3 protein-coding genes are annotated in these 3,247 nt (G+C 68.9%); all 3 read right to left on the bottom strand.

The features are described 5' to 3' along the window. Window positions 1–152: 152 nt before the first annotated feature. Entirely contained in the window at window positions 153–1,622 is a 1,470-nt protein-coding gene (locus VKZ50_11365) for a glycosyltransferase family 2 protein (GenBank protein ID HLJ60317.1), read from the bottom strand. Next, complete coding sequence (mtnA, locus tag VKZ50_11360) at window positions 1,619–2,680, bottom strand: S-methyl-5-thioribose-1-phosphate isomerase (GenBank protein HLJ60316.1); 1,062 nt, start codon at window positions 2,678–2,680, stop codon at window positions 1,619–1,621. Before mtnA ends, VKZ50_11365 begins: the two co-directional genes overlap by 4 nt. 250 nt (window positions 2,681–2,930) lie before the next feature. Next, window positions 2,931–3,247: cell division protein SepF (locus VKZ50_11355; GenBank protein ID HLJ60315.1), on the bottom strand; the 317-nt coding region annotated here is incomplete at its 5' end.

The raw sequence follows: 3,247 nt of genomic DNA, 5'->3' as shown, positions 1-3,247 counted from the left end.
GCAATACGCTCAGATCGCTCGCCGCAAAGAGCTCAGCGCCCAGGGGGTGACATTTTCGCTGAACCGTTAGCATGACAGGATTGCTGAACTACGACACGACCGGGCGTTCGGGAACCGTTCCCGTGGAGCCAAGACGCGACCGCGCCCTGACGCTACGGCGGGGGCGGCACCGCTTCCACGGTCGGATCCGCGCCGCCGGCGAAGCCGACGCGGGCCAGCACCGATTCCGCCACATCGGACGCGGTCGCCGGCCGGCCGGCAAGCAGCCCCGACAGATCGGGCAGCCCAACCCCGTGGTGCTCGGTCTTCATCCACTCGAACCGGCCGGTGAACACGCTCCGGCTGTACCGATACAGCGCCAGCGGTAGCGTCACGATCTGGTGCATCGCGAACGCGATGTAGCGGCCGGACGACCACGCGAGCATCAGCGCACCGGGCTTGCGCTCGATGGCGATCGCGACGATCGTCGCCAGCATCACAACAATCCAGTAGTAGGTGTACATCGGCTGATGTCCCCGCACCGGGAGCGCGTCGGCCACCGACAGGCCGCGCGACGTGGCGTCAGAGACCCACTGCTCGACGAGGTATCCGTAGCTCGCGATCATCGAGAGCGCCATCACGAGCGAGCTCGACAGGAACACGAGGAAATCCAACCGCTTTCGCCACGGCACCGGCGCGCGCACGAGCGCCGCCGCGTGGTCGAACAGACACCGCAGCGATCCTTCGGACCAGCGCGTGCGCTGTTGGATCAGCGCGCGCCACGTGGGGACCGCTTCCTCCCACACGACCACGTGCTCGCAGTAGTGCACGGTCCAACCCCGCAGCGCATACCGGATCGTGAGGTCGATATCCTCGGTCAGCGCGTCCTCGTTCCACCCGCCGACGGCCTCCAAAGCGTCGCGTCGGGTGATCAACCCGTTCCCGGTCAGGATCACCGCGCCGCCGATCCGGTGCCGGCTGCGCTGCGTGAGCGTTTGGAAGACGATGTAGTCGTCCTCCTGGGCGCGCATCAGGGCGTTCCGCCCGCCCTCATAGACGAGTTTGCGCGCTTGGACGCCGGCCACACCCGGGCGGCCGAGATACGGCACGAGCCGCGCCAGGAAGTCGGGGGCGACGCGCGCGTCGGCGTCGAACACGCAGATCGCCTCGCCTCGCGCGGCCGCGAGGCCGACGTTGAGCGCGACGGCCTTCCCGACGCCGTCTTCGGGCGTCGGACGGACAACCGTGAACGCGAGCGTCCGCCTGAGTGCATCCAGCACCTGGGGCGTGCGGTCCGTGGACCGATGGTCCACGACGATGACCTCGAACCGCGGACATCCGTCGGGATCCGCGTAGTCGAGCCCGCACAGGCACCGGACGGTGTCCGCGATCACGCCCTGCTCGTTCCGCGCGGGCACGATCACACTCACGAACGGCGCATAGCCCGTGCCGGGGACCGTGTCCGGGCGCCTGGGCAGAATCCCCGCGACCATCAAGATCGTCCCGTACACACCCGACACAAAGAAGATCACCGACACCCACGCCACGTCTCGATGGACGAGTCCGACGGTGGTGACCCCCAGCCACGCCAGGCCGAGCACCACCAGCAACATCTTCCGGCGGACCCGCGCGCGGTCTCTCATGCCCCGCCCCCGGCCGCCGCGGTGTGCGCCGCGACCGCGCCCCGGAGGCCCGCCGCATACGGCGCGCGGACCACGCCAGCCTCGGTGATGATCGCGGTGAGCAGTTGGTGCGGGGTCACATCGAACGCCGGATTCCGCACGGCCACCCCGCGCGGGGCGACGCGGACGCCGCCCACGGTCGTCACCTCGCCGGCGTCGCGCTCTTCAATAGGAATCGCATCGCCGTCCGGGGTGTCCAGATCGATCGTGGACGTGGGCGCCGCAACGTAGAACGGAACCCGGTGCGCATGGGCCAGCACCGCCAGCGTGTAGGTCCCGACCTTGTTGGCGACGTCGCCGTTGGCGGCGATCCGATCGGCGCCGACGACGACCGCGGTGATCTCCCCCGCCCGCATCAAGGTGCCCGCGGCATTGTCGGTGATCAAGGTGCTCGGGATGCCGGCGCGCAGCAACTCCCACGCGGTCAACCGCGCGCCCTGCAGCACCGGACGCGTCTCGCACGCAAACACGTGGATGCCGAGCCCCCTCTCGTGGGCGGCACGCAGAACGCCGAACGCGGTCCCGTAGCCTCCCGTCGCAAGCATGCCGGTGTTGCAGTACGTCAGGACGGACGCGCCTTCGGACAACAGACTAACACCGAACCGACCGATCTGGCGGTTCGTTTCCAGGTCCGCGCGGACCAGAGCGTGCGCGGCCGCGAGGAGTCGATCCGGGAGCGCCCCGGGACCCGACGCGTCCATCACCCGCAGCAGCCGGTCGAGCGCCCACGCAAGGTTCACGGCAGTGGGGCGCGTGCCTCTCAGCGTCTTAGCCGCCTCGCGCACCAGATCCCGCTGGCCGCTCGGTCCCAGGCCCCCGTGCTGCCGCGCGGCCAACGCCATCGCGTATGCGGCGGCGAGTCCGATTGCGGGCGCACCGCGCACCTGCAGACTTCGGATCGCGTCCGCTACATCCTGCCACGACTCGCAGCGGCGGATGCGGATCTCGTGCGGCAGTGCCGTCTGGTCAAGAAGAAGGAGCGCGCCGTCCTCCCACCATAGGGAAGCGTCGGCGCTCATCGAGCGGGCGCTCCGGTGTCTCTTGTGGTCATCCGTGCAGGTGCCTCCGCTGCCGACCGGCGTGGGGCAACATCTTCCGGCCGAGGCGCGCATGTGCGCGGCTTGCCTCGTCGCCGGCTGCCCGAGCCCGGGAACTCTGGGGGACAACGCTATGCCTTCACCAGTATACCGTCAGGCGTCAACCCACGCCGACTCTTCGACGGCCGACCCCGAGTTTCCATCGCCCCGGCGGTACGGCGGCCGGGGCGGGCTACTCTACGCTGAATAGTGGTCCAGGTGCCGTCTCCTCGCGCAGGACGTCCGCCGTAATCGTGACGTGATGCGGTGTAAACAAGAAGATCTCGTCGCCGACGCGATGCATGTGCCCGTCCAGCGCGTAGGCGACGCCGCTTAGAAAGTCGACGACGCGCCGGCCCAAGTCCTTCTGTGTGTCGCGCAGATTGATCACGATTGGCCGCTGCGTCTTCAAGTAGTCCGCAGCGCTCTGGGCCTCCTCGTACGCCCTCGGTTCCAGCACGATGATCTCCATCTGCCGTTGCGTGTGCAGGCTGAAGATCGGCGCGCGGT

The sequence above is a fragment of the bacterium genome (assembly GCA_035295165.1).
Classification (GTDB): Bacteria; Sysuimicrobiota; Sysuimicrobiia; order Sysuimicrobiales; family Segetimicrobiaceae; genus JAJPIA01.
Note: the sequence above shows the minus strand (reverse complement) of the source record. Positions and strands in the feature narration are given on the sequence as shown.